Consider the following 14,428-nt stretch of genomic DNA (forward strand, 5'->3'; position numbering starts at 1 on the left):
GTTGATTTTTGGCACGCTGTTGAGTTCTCAAGGAACGGACGCTTCCTTCGTACTCACCCTCTCGGGCTTTCCTCCGGGCTTTTCCCTTCGGTCTTTCGTGTTTCGAGCTTAGCAGATCCGTTTTCCGTTTCTGCCACCCCCCGAAGCGGGCTGCTGGGGCTGGAATTCGCTTTCGCGCTTTCCGTTCCCGGCGGGGTCAAACATTACCAGGCTTTCTCGGTCCCCCTGACCACGTCCCACTGCGAGCACGCAGAGGTGTAGACCACTGGGGTTAGGATCTGGCTTGATAGGTGCTGCCGACCCGCGACTCAAGGCCGCGCTGGGGTCAGGCAGAAGTACGACAGTACATCCCACCGTCAGTAGACGCAAACCGTCGCCGGTAGTCCCTAGCTCCGCCCAACTGGTACGTCTCGTGCGGAACCGGGACTTCCTATGACATACGCTTCGGAACAGTTCGCCGTCCAGGACAGGTAGTGACGGCGCCACACAATCTCCGCCCCTGGGAGGCTTCCCATGACAGTCGTGACCTCGCCGCTCGCCGGCCGTGCCATCGGTCTCGCTGCAGTTCCCGATCCGGTCTTCTCCGGTGCGATGGTCGGTCCCGGTACCGCCATCGATCCCGTACGTGAGCCCTCCGAGGCCGTCTCCCCCGTCGACGGGGTCATCGTCTCCATGCACCCGCACGCCTTCGTCGTCGTCGACGCCGAGGGCCACGGTGTGCTGACGCACCTCGGCATCGACACGGTCCAGCTCAACGGCGAGGGCTTCGAGCTGCTCGTCAGCAAGGGCGACACCGTGACGCGCGGACAGGCCGTCGTGCGCTGGGACCCGGCCGCGGTCGAGGCCGCCGGCAAGTCCCCCATCTGCCCCGTCGTGGCCCTGGAGGCCACCGCGGACTCGCTCTCCGACGTCGCCGAGACCGGCGAGGTGGCCACCGGCGACAACCTCTTCGGCTGGAACTGAGCCGGTCCGTCCGCTGTGACGACCGCGAGTTCGACATTCAACGCGGCGGCAGGGGCCGCCGCTCAATCGGAGACGGGTGAGATGGAGACAACGCTGCGAGGCGTCGGCGTCAGCCACGGAGTGGCGATCGGCGAGGTCCGGCACATGGGCACTGCGGTTCTGGAGCCGCCGGCCAAGTCGATTCCGGCCGAGGAGGCGGAGCGCGAACAGGGGCGCGCCCGTCAGGCCGTGGAGGCCGTGGCCGCGGATCTGATCGCCCGGGGCAACCTGGCCGGTGGCGAGGCCCAGGCGGTGCTGGAGGCCCAGGCGATGATCGCCCAGGACCCGGAGCTCATCGCCGACGTCGACCGCCGGATCGCGGTCGGCAGCACGGCCGAGCGCGGCATCTACGACGCCTTCTCGCACTACCGCGAGCTGCTCGCCGGGGCCGGCGAGTACATGGCGGGCCGGGTCGCCGACCTGGACGACGTGCGGAACCGGATCGTCGCGCGGCTGCTCGGCGTGCCGATGCCGGGCGTGCCGGACAGCGACGAGCCGTACGTGCTGATCGCGCGGGACCTGGCGCCGGCCGACACGGCGCTGCTCGACCCGGCGCTCGTGCTCGGGTTCGTGACCGAGGAGGGCGGGCCGACCAGCCACAGCGCGATCCTCGCGCGGGCGCTGGGCGTGCCGGCCATCGTGGCGCTGCCGGGCGCGGGTGAGCTGGCCGAGGGCACGCTCATCGCGGTCGACGGTTCCACCGGTGAGCTCTTCGTGGACCCGAGCGAGGAGAAGAAGGCGGCGCTGACGAAGGCGGCCGCCGAGCGCAGGGCCGCGCTGACGACGTCCACCGGTCCGGGCGCGACCTCGGACGGGCACAAGGTGCCGCTGCTGGCCAACGTCGGCGGTCCGGCGGACGTGCCGGCGGCGGTGGAGGCCGGTGCGGAGGGCGTCGGTCTGTTCCGTACGGAGTTCCTCTTCCTGGACGACAGCAAGAAGGCGCCGTCCGAGGAGAAGCAGGTCGAGGCCTACCGTCAGGTCCTGGAGGCGTTCCCCGAGGGGCGTGTGGTCGTGCGCGTCCTGGACGCGGGCGCCGACAAGCCGCTGGACTTCCTCACCCCGGCCGACGAGCCGAACCCGGCGCTCGGCGTGCGGGGGCTGCGGTCGCTGCTCGACCACCCGGAGGTGCTGCGGACGCAGCTCTCCGCCCTCGCGAAGGCGGCCGAGGGGCTGCCGGTGTACCTCGAGGTCATGGCGCCGATGGTGGCCGACCGTACGGACGCGAAGGCGTTCGCCGACGCCTGCCGTGAGGCGGGGCTGCGGGCGAAGTTCGGTGCGATGGTCGAGATCCCCTCGGCCGCGCTGCGGGCGCGCTCGATCCTGCAGGAGGTCGAGTTCCTCTCGCTGGGCACCAACGACCTGGCGCAGTACACCTTCGCGGCCGACCGTCAGGTCGGTGCGGTGTCCCGGCTCCAGGACCCGTGGCAGCCGGCGCTGCTCGACCTGGTGGCGCTGTCCGCCGAGGCGGCCAAGGCCGAGGGCAAGAGCTGTGGTGTCTGTGGCGAGGCCGCTTCGGATCCGCTGCTCGCGTGCGTGCTGACGGGTCTGGGCGTCACCTCCCTCTCCATGGGTGCGGCGTCGATTCCGTACGTGCGGGCGACGCTGGCCAAGTACACGCTGGCGCAGTGCGAGCGTGCCGCGGCCGCGGCGCGGGCCGCGGACACCGCGCACGAGGCGCGGCTGGCCGCGCAGGCGGTGCTGTCCGGGGAGTGATCCCCTGAGGTGAGCGACGACGAAGGGGCTTTCCGTCACGAGGTGGCGGGGAGCCCCTTCGTCGTGCGCGGGGTCAGTGGTGGGTGGTCCAGTCGTCGTCGGGGCCGGGGGCGAGGGGGAAGCCGGCGCGGTACTCGACGCCGGGTTCCGGGGAGAGGGGTTCTCCCGTGCGGGCGTCGGTGCAGTAGGCGGAGAAGACCTCGGCCTCGGTGAGCGGGGTCAGGGTGCCGTCGGTGAGGCGCCAGCCGTGGAGACGGTCGCGGGTGTCGGGGGCGGTGGTGCGCAGGACGAGGCCGCCGGGGGCGCCGAGGGCGATGCCGGCGGCGAGGACGGCGGTGAACTCGGTGGCGAATCCGGTGCCGGTGGTGTCCTCGGGCGGTGGGGTGCCGTCGGTGTGGAGGACGGCGAGGAGTTGGTCGTCGGCGGCGGGGACGCTGCAGACGAGGTGGTGGGTGCCCGGTCCGGCGGCTTCGAGGAGGCGGACGAGCAGGCGGGCGGCCCGCTCGTAGGCGGCTTTGCCGATGTCCTTGCCGCAGGTCGCGCAGTCGCCGGCGGTGGCGAGGACGGTGGTGGCGTACTCCCAGGTGGCCTGGCGGACGGCGGTGTCGACGAGTTCGGGGAGGAGGGCGGCGAGGGGCTGCCCGGTGTAGGTGACGCGGGCTCCGGTGGCGGCGAGGTGGGCGGTGAAGCGGCTGCGGCTCGCGGGCCGGTCGGGGTCGGTGGCGGTCTCGGCGCACCAGGCCGCGTACTCCTCGGGGTCGAAGAGGGCGACGGTGGTGTGGGTGCCCTGGCGGGCGAGGGTCTTGAGGAGGGCCTCGACCTGGTGCAGGTAGGCGGTGTGGTCGTCGAAGAGGAACGTGCGGTAGCGGCGCATGGCCGCGAAGTCCTGTTCGTCGGCGAGGAGCCCGACGGTGCTGGGAACCTCGCGGCGCAGGGCGCGGCGGAGGTTCGTCGGGGTGGTTCCGGTCCGTGTCATGTCTCCCCCTGGTGACGGTCCGATCGGTGCTCACTCACCGTAACCTTCGCCACTGACAGTGACGGTTCGGGGAGGGGATGGACGACGGGCAGGCCGCGTGCGGGGGTTGACGGCGTGCGAGGGGTCATGTGGAGACGCTCCGGGGAGGGTGGGCCTCCCCGGAGCGTTCCGGATCGTGTGATCGGTGGTCAGCGGGTGCGGTAGGCGTCCGTCAGGGTCTGGGTGAGCGTGTTGCCCTCCGTGTCGGTGAGTTCGGCGCGGAGCGAGACGGACCGTCCGGCGGCGGGGTTGCGGAAGGCGGCCCGGCCGTCGGTGACGGGGACGCGGGTCCAGGTGGCGCCGCCGTCGGTCGACACCGACACCGTCAGGGAGCGGACGCCGGACCCGGCCGCCGCGCCCTGGACGGTCATCGGCACGTGGACCCGGTCGTCCGCCGGGCCGGTGCCGTCGAGGCCGAGGGCCGGGGCGAAGCGGACGGTGCTGAGGGGAAGCGCGGTCGGGCGGGTGGTCGCGGCCGAGGTGAAGGTCCAGGCGGCGGTGACGCGTCCGCCCGGGGCCGTGCCGTCGCCGCGGGTCGCGGTGGCGGTCAGCCGGTACGGGGCCGCCCCCGGGGTGGTGGTGAACGTGGCCCGGCCGGGCGTGCCCCGGCGGGTGCCGACGAGGACCCCGTCGCGGTGGAGCGTGGTGGTGGCGGAGCGGAAGCGCGGTGCGCTCGGCGCGTGGCCCTCGCCGTCGGCGAGCAGCGGGACGTCGAGGGAGAGGGCGGCGCCGTCGCGGACGCCCGCCGGACGGGCGCCGGGCGCGGTGGCGAGGGCGGGTCCGAAGACCGCGTTGTCGAAGGTGTGGGTGGTGGTGGCGCCCGCTCGCACCGCGAACCCGTTCTCGGCGTACCGGTCGGGCGCCGCCCCGGGAGCGGCGGGGCCCTCGTACTCGACGTTCCACCGGCCCCGCTCGGGGGTGACGAGCACGGTCGCGGTGCCGAGCGGCCGGAGGGGCTGGACGAGGCCGACGGTGGGGCCGGCGCTGGGCTGGACGGAGACGAACGCGTTCCCTGTCCCGCCCTCCGGGGCCGCGCGGCGGATCTCGACGGTGGCGAGGGAGGCGGTGGACGGGTGGCGGACGAGGCCGGTCAGGGCGCGCGCGGAGGTGAAGGAGTAGCCGAGGGCGTAGTCGTCGGTCCCGCCCTCCCAGTACGTGTCGAACCACTCCTTCACCGAGGCCGGTTCGGCGTCGGGGCCGAGGTGGGCGACGCGCAGGTCGGGGCCGGCCATGACGTTCGCGGAGCGGGTCGTGCCGCCGTGGGTGACCTCGACGACTCCGAGGCGGCTGAGGAAGCGGGCGTCCGGGTCCTGCGGGCGGACGTCCACCGGGGCGGTCGTGCGGGCGTCGACGGTGACCGTGGTGTCGCGGTCCAGGTCCAGGCGGGGCTGGACGATCCAGTCGGTCCCGGAGCCCTCCTCGGGCCCGGACAGGGTGGAGTCGAGCAGGTAACGGCCCTCGGGGAGGCGGACGGTGACCGTGCCGGAGGCGTCGTGGGGCGAGACCTCCTCGGACGCGCCGGGGCCCGAGACGCCGGTGACGTGGGTGAGGTACGCGTCGGTGGCGGTCCCCTGGCGGTCGAGGTGGCGGATCGTCAGGGTGTACGTCTCGGGGGCGCGGGCCGTCGCCACGGCGGCCGGGGGCAGGGCGGAGAGCGTCATGCCGGAGAGGACCCCGGCGAGGGCGAGGGTGCGGAGGGCCGTGCGGCGGGTCGCGGGGCGGGGTGCGAGGTGGGGGGCGGGGTGGGGCGTGCCCGGGGCGGTGCGGCCGGAGGTCGTTGCGTCGTTCATGTCCAGCACTGCTCATGGCGGCGGGGGCGTTCCCGTGACCTGGGCCACAGCCCCGGAAGGCGTGTGGCCCGGGTCCCGTAAGGCGTGTGGTCCAGGTCACGGGAACCCGGACGAACCGCCGTCCAGTGCCAGTTGTGGAATCACCTATGAGAGATCGTTTCCGTGCCGGGGACCCCTCGGCGCTCGGCGAGGCGTACGACGAGCACGCACGCGTGCTGTACCACTACGCGTTCCGGGTGTGCGGGGACCGGGCGGCGGCGGAGGACGTCGTCTCCGCCGCCTTCCTGGAGGCCTGGCGCTGTCGCGGGAAGGTGCACGCCGACGGCGGGAGCCTGCGTCCGTGGCTGCTCGGCATCGCGACCAACATCATGCGCGGCGCCGCCCGCGAGGCCCGGCGGCGGGACGCGGCCCTCGCCCGGCTCCCCGAGCGCGGTGTCCTGCCGGACTTCGCCGACGACGTCCTCGCCCGGATGACGGACGGGGAGCAGGTACGGGCCGCCCGCGTCGCGCTCGGCGGGCTCCGGCGGCGCGAGCGCGAGGTCTTCACGCTCGTGGTGTGGGCCGGTCTGGACTACGCGGCGGCCGGTGAGGCGCTCGGCATCCCGGTCGGGACCGTCCGCTCCCGGCTGTCCCGGGCCCGCGAACGGCTGCGGAGGCTCGCGGAGGCCGAGCTGCGGGCGGCGCGGCGGCGGGAGCGGTCCGCCGCCGTCGCCGTCCGGGCGGGCGGCCCCGCCCACGCGGCCGGCGGGCGCGATCCCGCCCCCGCACGTGAAAGTCGGCCCGTACGTGAACGCCGGTCCGTACCCGCGCGTCGGTCCGCGCCCCCGCCCCTACCGGCGGCAGGCCCCCTCCCGTCCCGATCGAATCCGGAGAAGCAGGCATGAACGCCTTCACCCCCCGACCGCCGCGCGGCGCCGGCGCGGACGCGCTCCTGCGGGCCGAGCTCGCCGAACTGCTGCCCCCGCCGCCGGTGCCCGAGCTGACGCCGGAGCGGAACCTCGACCTGCGGCACGCCGTCCTGCGGTCCGCCCTCGCCGCCGGGGACGGCGGCCCGGCCGCCCGCCCGCGCCGGAAGGTCCCGCTCCGGCTGCTCGCCGTGCCGGTGGCGGCCTGCGCGGTCGTCGCCGGTCTCGTCGTGCTCGCCCCCGGGGAGACGCCGACCGGGTCGCCGGGCCGGGTCACGGCCGGGCGGCCGGCCCCGTCCGAGGCCGTACGGCTGTTGTCCCAGGCGGCGCTCGCCGCGGCCGTCGCCCCCGCGCCGGAGGTGCGGCCCGGGGAGTACGTCTACGTGAAGAGCCTCGTCGCCCACGCGGGGCGCGACGCGGCCGGGGGTCCCGCCGTATTGCCGCCCGCACGCGTGCGCGAGGTGTGGCTCTCCGCCGACGGCAGCCGCCCCGGTCTGCTGCGCGAGGCGGGGGCCGCCGACACCCCGCTCGGCTCCCCGGGGCCCGTGTACGAGCTGGATCGCCCCGGGGCCGAGCCGCGGAAGAGCACGCTCGGGGCGGAGCCGCCGTCCGTCACCCGCCCTACGCACGCGTACGTGGCGACGCTCCCCACGGGTCCGGAGGCGCTGCTGCGGCTGGTCCGCGAGCAGACCCGGGGCGCCGGGGGCTCGGGGGCCGACGCCGACCAGCGGGCCTTCGACGCGATCGGGACCCTGCTGGCCGAGACCTGGGCTCCCCCGGAGGTCACCGCCGCGCTGTACCGGGCCGCGGCCCTGATCCCCGGCGTGACCGTGCTGCCGTCGGCGACCGACGCGGCCGGGCGCGAGGGCGTCGCCGTGGCCCGTACCGCCCGCGGGGAGCAGACGCAGTGGATCTTCGACCGTACGACGTCGGCGTTCCTCGGGGAGCGCACCGTCCTCGCCGGGAGCACGCCGGCCGGGCGGGCGGGCACCGTCCTCGGGGTGTCGGCGGTGCTCGTGAAGGGGGCCGCCGCCGCGCCGGGTGAGGTGCCGGAGGCGTAGAGGGGAGACGCCCGGGGCCCCGATCACGGTGGATCGGGGCCCCGGGCGTTCGTGCGTCTAGGCGCGGCGGTTGGCGGCCAGGGTCTCGTAGAAGTGGAGGAGGCCGAGGTCGTCGACCGAGCCGGCGTTGACGGCCTTGGCCAGCGGGGTGCCCTGGAGGAGGCGTTTGACCGGGACCTCGATGCGCTTGCCGGTGAGAGTGTGCGGGACGCCCGGGACCTCGATGATCTCGTCGGGGACGTGGCGCGGGGAGAGTTCGGAGCGGATGGTCCGCTTGATGCGGGTGATCAGCTCCTCGTCGAGGACGGCGCCCTCCACGAGGTGGACGAAGAGCGGCATCCAGTAGCCGCCGTCCGGTTCCTCCAGGCCGATGACGAGGGATTCGCGGATCTCCGGGAGGCGTTCGACGGCCTCGTAGATATCGGCGCTCCCCATGCGGACGCCCTGCCGGTTGAGGGTGGAGTCGGAGCGGCCGTGGATGACGACCGAGCCGTGGTCGGTGATCGTGATCCAGTCGCCGTGGCGCCACGCGCCCGGGAACATCTCGAAGTAGCTGTCGCGGTAGCGGCTGCCGTCGGGGTCGTTCCAGAAGTGGATCGGCATGGACGGCATGGGGTTGGTGACGACGAGTTCGCCGACCTCGCCGACGACGGGCTTGCCGGAGGGGTCCCAGGCCTGGAGGTCGGTGCCGAGGCCGGCGGCCTGGAGCTCGCCGATGTGGACGGGGAGGGTGGGGACGGCACCCGCGAAGCAGGAGCAGACGTCCGTGCCGCCGCTGACGGAGGCGATCCAGAGGTTCTCGCGGACCTCGTCGTGGAGCCAGCGGAAGCCGTCGGGGGGCAGCGGGGAGCCGGTGGTGGCGACGCACCGGACGGCCGAGAGGTCGAAGTCGCGGCCGGGGTGCACGTCCGCCTTGGCGCAGGCCATCACGTACGCGGCGGAGGTGCCGTACAGGGTGGCGCCGGTGCGTTCGGCGACGCGCCACTGGGTGGCGGTGTCGGGATAGCCCGGGCTTCCGTCGTACAGGACGATCGTCGTGCCGGTGAGCAGGCCGGAGACGAGGAAGTTCCACATCATCCAGCCGGTGGAGGTGTACCAGAAGAACACGTCCTCGGGGCCGAGGTCGCAGTGGAGGCCCAACTGCTTGACGTGCTCGACGAGGATGCCGCCCTGGGACTGGACGATCGCCTTCGGCAGGCCGGTGGTGCCGGAGGAGTACAGGACCCACAGCGGGTGGGCGAAGGGGACCTGCTCGTAGACCGGCTCGGTGTCGGCGGCGATCAGGTCGTCCCAGGCGAGGGTTCCCTCGGGGGCCGGGGTGCCGAGGAGCGGGATGTGGACGACGGCGCGGAGGGTCGGGAGCTCGGCGCGCAGCTCGGCCACGGTGTCGCGGCGGTCGTGCTCCTTGCCGCCGTAGCGGTAGCCGTCGACGGTGAAGAGGACGACCGGTTCGACCTGCTGGAAGCGGTCGAGGACGCTGCGGGCGCCGAAGTCGGGGGCGCAGGAGGTCCACACGCCGCCGACGGCGGCGGTGGCGAGGAGGGCCACGACGGACTGCGGGACGTTGGGCAGGTAGCCGCTGACGCGGTCGCCGGGGCGTACGCCGAGGGCGCGCAGCTCGGTGGCGAGGGAGCCGACCTGGCGGCGGAGCTCCGCCCAGGTCACCGGGGTGGGCTCATGTGTCTCGTCCACATGGAGCAGGGCCGTGTCGTGGGGGCGCTCGTCGGCGGCGCGCAGGGCGTGCTCGGCGTAGTTGAGGGTGGCCCCGGGGAACCAGTCGGCGCCGGGCATCGAGCGGTCGCCGAGGACGCGCTCGTACGGGGTGGAGAAGCGGATGTCGAACCACTCGACGACCGCCCGCCAGAACGCTTCGAGCTCCTCGACCGACCAGCGGTGGAGCGCCGGGTACCCGCCCTGGGCCGGGGCGCCGTGGTGTTCGGCCGCCCAGGCCTGGAAACGGGTGACGGCGGCCGTGGCGATGCGTTCCTCGTCCGGCTGCCAGAGCGGCTCGGTCTGCGCTGATGTCATGGGGCGGCTCCCTGGCTGTACGCGGGGTCTGCGTGTGTCCCGCGCACGTGCTGGGGTGTGCGCGCGACGCGGCTGACAGGACGATGCCATGTGATCGTCTTTCGCACCAGGGCTGTCCGCCCATGGTCCGGTAGTTGAATATGTGCTCCCACCACGGGTGAACGGCGGTTGAACGCGGCTCGTTCCGCCTTTTCCGGGTGGCAGGGTGAGCCGCATGGACGGTCGTGAACTGCTGCGTTCGATGAAGGTGTTCGGTTCCGTGGAGGGCTTGCGGACGGTGCGGTCGGCGTGGCGGCGGCGCCGCACGGGCACGTGGGGGACGCCTCCGAGGGGGGCGGAGCGGGCCCGGGTGCCGGGACTCGCGGAGTCGGCGGAGCCGGCGCCGGGCGGGGGGACGATCCGGTTCGCGCGGTCCTCGCTGCGGCTGTGCGTGTCGGCGGGCGGCACGGTGTTCTGGGGGTGGGACGGGGCCGGTCCGCTGCCCTCGTACGCGCTGGCCGACGGGGCGCCCGAGCCGGATCCCCGGGCGGCCCTGGAGCCGGACACGGACGGCGGGTGGCGGATCGTTTCGGAGCGGGTGACGGTGGCGGTCTCCCGGCACGGGGCGGTGGAGGTCCGGACGCCGGGCGGGCTGCTGCTCCGGCGGGACCTGCCGCCGCGTTGGTGGGAGCCGGTGGACGCGGGGCCGTCCGGAGGCGCGGGACCCTCCGGGACCGCGCGCTGGATGCAGCGGAGCGAGGTACCGGCCGACGCGCGGTTCTTCGGGCTCGGCGGGCGGTCGGGGGGACTGCGGCTGCGGGACGGCTCGTACGGGCTGCGGAGCACGGCGTCCCGGGGGCGTTCCGGCCGGGAGGACCATCCGTCGCACCTCGCCATGCCCGTGCGGTTCATCGTCTCGGACGCCGGTACGCACCTGGTGTTCCACGACAACTCCTGGGACGGCCGGGTCGTCCTCTCCGAGGGCGAGGAGGGGGCCGGGTCCGGGCACGACCGGCCCGGGACCTGCGAGGTCCGGATGGAGGGCGGTCCGCTGCGCTGCTGGGTGGTGGTCGGCACCCCCGCGCGCGTGCTGCACGGCTGGGCGGCGCTCACCGGCGCGCCCGCGCTCCCGCCGTCCTGGGCGCTGGGCCCGCAGCACGCGCGCGAGGGCTCCGGGGACGCGGCGGAGGTGCGGGGCACGGTGGACGCGTACCGGAAGCACGGGCTCCCGCTGTCCGCCGTACATCTGGACGCCGGGCACCTGGACGCAGGGCATCCGGGTGCCGGGCCCTCGGACGGTCTGTCCGGGCTCGCGGAGGAGCTGCGGGAGGAGGACGTGCGGCTGGTGGCCGCTGTGGACCCGGCGGTGCGGGCGGAGTCCGGGGACCGGGTGCACGACGGCGACCGCCGGGGGGCGAGCGGCGTGTGCGGCCTGGCGGCGGCCCGGGCCGGGTACGAGGAGCTGCGCCGGCTGCGTCCCGACGAACGGCCCTTCCTCCTCTCGCGCTCCGGCTGGGCGGGGACGCAGCGGTACGGGGGCACCTGGGCGGGCGGGGTGACGACGGGGTGGCCGGGGCTGCGGGCCTCGCTCTCGCTGGTCCTGGGGCTCGGCCTGTGCGGGGTGCCGTACGCGGGGCCGGACGTGGACGGCTCCGGAGCCGACGGCGGTCCGTCGCCGGAGCTGTTCCTGCGCCGGTACCAACTGGCGGCGTGGCTCCCGCTGTTCCGCACGCGCGCGGGGACCGGCCCCGGGCCGCACGAACCGTGGGAGTACGGGCCCGAGATCCTGGAGCACGCGCGCGTGGCGGTGGCCGAACGGGAGCGGCTGCGGCCGTACTTCACGACCCTGGCGCGGCTCGCCCGGATGACGGGCGCGCCGTACGTCCGTCCCGTGTGGTGGGGGACGCCGGAGGACCGGGCGCTGCGGGACTGCGAGGACGCGTTCCTGCTCGGCGACTCGCTGCTCGTGGCGCCGGTCCTGACGCACGGCGCCGACCGGCGGGCGGTGCGGCTGCCGCGCGGACGCTGGTACGACACGGCGACGGGCCGGGCGTACGAGGGGCCCGGGCAGGTGCTGCTCGACGCGCCGCTGTCGCGGGTGCCGGTCCTGGCCCGGGCGGGCGCGGTGCTCCCGGTGCGGGACGAGGGTGGCGACCCGGTCCTGGAGGTGTGGGCGCCCGCCGCCGGGCGGACGGGCGGGGGGCTCGTCGTACGGGACACGGGGGACGGCTGGGAGCCGGCCGAGATCGAGCGGTACCAGTCGCGCCTCGTGGACGGGCGGGTGGTGGTGGAGCGGGTGACGGACGACGGGGTGGCGGAGCCGGGGCTGCCGGTGCGGGTGCGAGGGGTCTGAGGCGCGCCCACCGGAGCCCTCTTCTCCTCCCGGCCGAACTCCCCCTCCAGGCCGCTCCTCCTCCGGACCGCTTCCCTCCAGGCCGAACTCCCCCTCTCAGCCGTACTCCCCCGCGAACCACTTCCGTACCGCCTCCGTGTGGAGCGGGAAGGCCAGTTCCTCGGGGGCCCGGAGGAGGTGGTGGCCGCTGGTCTCGTCCGTCGGGGCCGAGGCGGGCAGGACGGAGGCCGGGCGCGCCGGGAGGAGGCCGAAGAGGAGGAGGTGGCCGGCCGGGGAGCTCATCGCGTCGGCGAGGCGGACCTCCTCGGCGGCGGCCTCGATGCCGGTCTCCTCGCGCAGTTCGCGGGCGACGGCGGCCCGCCAGTCCTCGCCGTGGTCGATGAAGCCGCCGGGGAGGGCGATCCCGCCCCGGCGGGGCTCGATGGTGCGGGTGATGACGACAAGCCCCGTGCCGTCGGCGTCCGTGACGGGCAGGAGGGCGACGGCGACGGGCAGCGGGTTGCGGTGGGCGGTGCGGCCGCAGCCCGGACAGGTGCGGGGCCAGCCCGCGCCGGCGGGGTGGGCCGCGCCGCAGGAGGAGCAGTGGGAGTCCTGCGCGGTCGAGTCGGTCACGGCCGGGTCCCTCACGGTCGGGTGCTGCGCGGTCGGGTGCTTCACGGCCCGACCGTATGCGATCGCCCTTTCCCGGCGCTGCCGGAACTGGTAGACGGGGCCCATGACAGGTCTCGCCCCTCTTCTCCGTACCCTCTCCGTCGCGGCCGCCGGGCTGGTCGCCCTCGTCGCCGCTCCCCCGGCCCCGGCCGCGCCGGAGCCCCGGGCGCCGCGGGAGTTCGTGGCCCTCGACTCCGTGGACCGGACGATCCTCCAGGAGATGCGCTACACGACGGCGCACAACTTCACGGGCGTGCCGGTGGACGGCTACCGGCAGCCGCTGTGCGTCCTGACCCGCCCGGCGGCGGAGGCGCTGCACCGGGCGCAGGTGCGGCTCCTCGCCCGGGGCTACACGCTGAAGGTGTACGACTGCTACCGGCCGCAGCGGGCCGTCGACCACTTCGTGCGGTGGGCGGAGGACCTGGAGGACGAGCGGATGAAGAAGGAGTTCTATCCGCTCGTCGACAAGTCGAGGCTGTTCGAGGACGGTTACATCGCGGAGAAGTCCGGGCACAGCCGGGGTTCGACGGTGGACCTGACGATCGTGCGGCTGCCGGCACCGCCCACGCGCGCGTACCGGCCGGGCGAGCGGCTGGTGGAGTGCTACGCGCCGAAGGAGGAACGGTTCCCCGACAACTCCGTGGACATGGGGACGGGTTACGACTGCTTCGACACGCGCTCGCACACGGACGACCCGCGGATCACGGGTGTGCGGCGGGCCAACCGGAACCTGCTCAAGGGGGCGCTCGCCGAGCAGGGGTTCGTGAACCTGCCGGAGGAGTGGTGGCACTTCACGTTCGGGCCGGAGCCGTTCCCGGAGACGTACTTCGACTTCCCGGTGGCGCGGAGGTCGGTGGCGGGGCACTGAGTCTCCCCGTGGAGGGCCTCCTGCCGGGGCCCTCCACCAGGGGGATCGATCAGGAGGGGACGGCCGCGTGGGTGCGGTCGGCGAGGATGAGGGCGTGCTCGACGACCGCCACCAGGACGTTCTTCACCGACTCGCGGTCCCGGGCGTCGCACATGACCAGTTCGACCTCGGGGTCGAGGTCGAGGGCCCCGCGCACGCTCTCGGCGGGGAACCGCTGGGCGCCCTCGAAGCAGTTGACGGCCACCGTGAACGGGATGCCGCGCCGCTCGAAGTAGTCGATGGCCGCGAAGCTGTCCTCCAGGCGGCGGGTGTCCGCGAGGACGACCGCGCCCAGGGCTCCCTGGGCCAGCTCGTCCCAGAGGAACCAGAAGCGGTCCTGGCCGGGCGTGCCGAACAGGTACAGGACGAGGTCCTCGCGCAGCGTGATCCGGCCGAAGTCCATGGCGACCGTGGTGGTCGTCTTGGACTCGACGCCGTGCAGGTCGTCGACGGGCCGCCCCGCCTCGCTGAGCATCTCCTCGGTCCGCAGGGGCCTGATCTCGCTGACCGCGCCCACCAGGGTCGTCTTGCCGACCCCGAACCCGCCGGCGACGAGGATCTTCAGGGTCACCGGTTCGACGAAGGGCTTGGTGCGGCTAGAGCGCCCGAAGGCCATTGATCACCTCGCGGAGGATGTTCACGTCCGGCAGTTCGGCCGGCGGAACGGGGCGGGTCACGTGGACGAGTTCGTCCTCGACGAGATCGCCGACGAGGACCCGGACCACCCCGACGGGGAGGTCGAGTCCGGCGGCGAGCTCGGCGATCGACTGGGGCTGCTCGGAGCAGCGTTCGACGATCTCCACGTGTTCCGGGGAGAGCGTCTGGTCCCGGCCGGGGTCTTCGGCGGCGGGTTCGGGGACGACCAATGCGATCAGGTCGAGCCGGTGGCGGGTGGCGGCGCTCGTCCGGCCACGGGTCATCGCGTACGGGCGGACCACCGGTCCGGCCTCGTCGTCGAACCAGTGGTGGGGGCGCGGGGTCCGCTCCTCCGCCGTCCGGTTCCGCTCGGCTGCGTCACTCATGC

General features: G+C 74.4%; 13 protein-coding genes. 7 read left to right on the top strand and 6 right to left on the bottom strand.

The features are described 5' to 3' along the window. The 3 genes from ACFYNX_RS21860 to ptsP form a co-directional block, all read left to right on the top strand. On the top strand, positions 1-261 hold a 261-nt coding region (locus tag ACFYNX_RS21860; RefSeq protein ID WP_388663448.1), incomplete at its 5' end, for a hypothetical protein. A 252-nt stretch (positions 262-513) separates the two neighbouring features. Further along, complete coding sequence (locus ACFYNX_RS21865) at positions 514-963, top strand: PTS glucose transporter subunit IIA (RefSeq protein ID WP_388663450.1); 450 nt, start codon at positions 514-516, stop codon at positions 961-963. A gap of 81 nt (positions 964-1,044) precedes the next feature. Beyond that, positions 1,045-2,715 (top strand): phosphoenolpyruvate--protein phosphotransferase, encoded by a 1,671-nt coding sequence (ptsP, locus tag ACFYNX_RS21870; protein ID WP_365539820.1) that lies wholly within the window; start codon positions 1,045-1,047, stop codon positions 2,713-2,715. Between the two features lie 73 nt (positions 2,716-2,788). On the opposite strand, the gene ACFYNX_RS21875 is transcribed toward ptsP, so the two are convergent. Together ACFYNX_RS21875 and ACFYNX_RS21880 are read right to left on the bottom strand one after the other, a co-directional pair. Further along, positions 2,789-3,691, bottom strand: a complete 903-nt coding sequence (locus tag ACFYNX_RS21875; RefSeq protein WP_388663452.1) for a hypothetical protein — start codon at positions 3,689-3,691, stop codon at positions 2,789-2,791. 188 nt (positions 3,692-3,879) lie between these two features. Further along, positions 3,880-5,520, bottom strand: coding sequence for a serine protease (locus tag ACFYNX_RS21880; protein WP_388663454.1), 1,641 nt, complete (start codon positions 5,518-5,520; stop codon positions 3,880-3,882). Between the two features lie 146 nt (positions 5,521-5,666). Here ACFYNX_RS21880 and ACFYNX_RS21885 point away from each other — a divergent pair, with 146 nt between their 5' ends. Both ACFYNX_RS21885 and ACFYNX_RS21890 read left to right on the top strand, forming a co-directional pair. Continuing rightward, positions 5,667-6,404 carry an RNA polymerase sigma factor gene (locus ACFYNX_RS21885; protein ID WP_388663456.1) on the top strand — a complete coding sequence of 246 codons (738 nt, stop codon included), beginning with the start codon at positions 5,667-5,669 and terminating at the stop codon, positions 6,402-6,404. After that, entirely contained in the window at positions 6,401-7,486 is a 1,086-nt protein-coding gene (locus ACFYNX_RS21890; RefSeq protein ID WP_388663458.1) for a CU044_5270 family protein, read from the top strand. The genes ACFYNX_RS21885 and ACFYNX_RS21890 overlap by 4 nt, the downstream gene beginning before the upstream one ends. Positions 7,487-7,543: 57 nt before the next feature. Here ACFYNX_RS21890 and ACFYNX_RS21895 read toward each other — a convergent pair whose 3' ends face one another. Beyond that, on the bottom strand, positions 7,544-9,514 hold the full coding sequence (locus tag ACFYNX_RS21895) for an acetoacetate--CoA ligase (protein WP_388663460.1): 1,971 nt from the start codon (positions 9,512-9,514) through the stop codon (positions 7,544-7,546). Between the two features lie 214 nt (positions 9,515-9,728). Between ACFYNX_RS21895 and ACFYNX_RS21900 the strand changes: the two genes are divergently transcribed. Then, positions 9,729-11,846, top strand: a complete 2,118-nt coding sequence (locus ACFYNX_RS21900; RefSeq protein WP_388663462.1) for a glycoside hydrolase family 31 protein — start codon at positions 9,729-9,731, stop codon at positions 11,844-11,846. 96 nt (positions 11,847-11,942) lie between these two features. On the opposite strand, the gene ACFYNX_RS21905 is transcribed toward ACFYNX_RS21900, so the two are convergent. Further along, on the bottom strand, positions 11,943-12,563 hold the full coding sequence (locus tag ACFYNX_RS21905) for an NUDIX domain-containing protein (RefSeq protein ID WP_388663464.1): 621 nt from the start codon (positions 12,561-12,563) through the stop codon (positions 11,943-11,945). Here ACFYNX_RS21905 and ACFYNX_RS21910 point away from each other — a divergent pair. Next, entirely contained in the window at positions 12,562-13,365 is an 804-nt protein-coding gene (locus ACFYNX_RS21910; RefSeq protein WP_365539828.1) for a M15 family metallopeptidase, read from the top strand. The two genes, ACFYNX_RS21905 and ACFYNX_RS21910, sit on opposite strands and share 2 nt — an antisense overlap. Before the next feature lie 49 nt (positions 13,366-13,414). On the opposite strand, the gene ACFYNX_RS21915 is transcribed toward ACFYNX_RS21910, so the two are convergent. Continuing rightward, on the bottom strand, positions 13,415-14,020 hold the full coding sequence (locus tag ACFYNX_RS21915; RefSeq protein ID WP_388663466.1) for an ATP/GTP-binding protein: 606 nt from the start codon (positions 14,018-14,020) through the stop codon (positions 13,415-13,417). Next, positions 14,001-14,426 carry a DUF742 domain-containing protein gene (locus ACFYNX_RS21920; protein ID WP_125668439.1) on the bottom strand — a complete coding sequence of 142 codons (426 nt, stop codon included), beginning with the start codon at positions 14,424-14,426 and terminating at the stop codon, positions 14,001-14,003. Before ACFYNX_RS21920 ends, ACFYNX_RS21915 begins: the two co-directional genes overlap by 20 nt. Between the last annotated feature and the right edge of the window lie 2 nt (positions 14,427-14,428).

Origin of the sequence: Streptomyces sp. NPDC007872 (assembly GCF_042868165.1) — a bacterium.
Taxonomy (GTDB): Bacteria; Actinomycetota; Actinomycetes; order Streptomycetales; family Streptomycetaceae; genus Streptomyces.